This is a genomic window from Bacillus sp. GbtcB14, assembly GCF_019091205.1.
Taxonomy (GTDB): Bacteria; Bacillota; Bacilli; order Bacillales; family Bacillaceae_G; genus Bacillus_A; species Bacillus_A cereus_AG.
Genome location: NZ_JAGXJT010000104.1, coordinates 1 through 306, shown reverse-complemented (window position 1 = coordinate 306; position 306 = coordinate 1). Strand labels below are relative to the sequence as shown.

The window sequence follows — 306 nt, the reverse complement described above, 5'->3', positions numbered from 1 at the left end:
TTCATATTTTATCGCGAAGGTGTAAGAAACAGCGCAGCGCATTTCGAAAGGAGTCGGCTTTTGGGCATAGAAAGAGGGAGTGGGATGAAATTTTCTGCGGTAGGGGGTCAAGGAATTATTGGTACATTTGGTGAAGAAATCGGGATGGATGTATACGGAAAAGTACAACGACTATTTCAAGCGTTGCAGCAACATCCATATGCAGGAATGATTGAATGCGTTCCGTCGTTTACTTCATTAGCCGTTTACTACAATTTATATGAAGTATGGCAAGGAAATGATAGAAAGATAAGACCGTATGATTAC

At 40.8% G+C, this 306-nt stretch carries 1 protein-coding gene; it reads left to right on the top strand.

Features of this window, described 5'->3' with window-relative positions; all coding sequences use genetic code 11:
- Positions 1-84: 84 nt before the first annotated feature.
- The coding region (locus tag KVT31_RS29470) for a carboxyltransferase domain-containing protein (RefSeq protein ID WP_217613717.1) at positions 85-306 on the top strand (222 nt) is incomplete at its 3' end.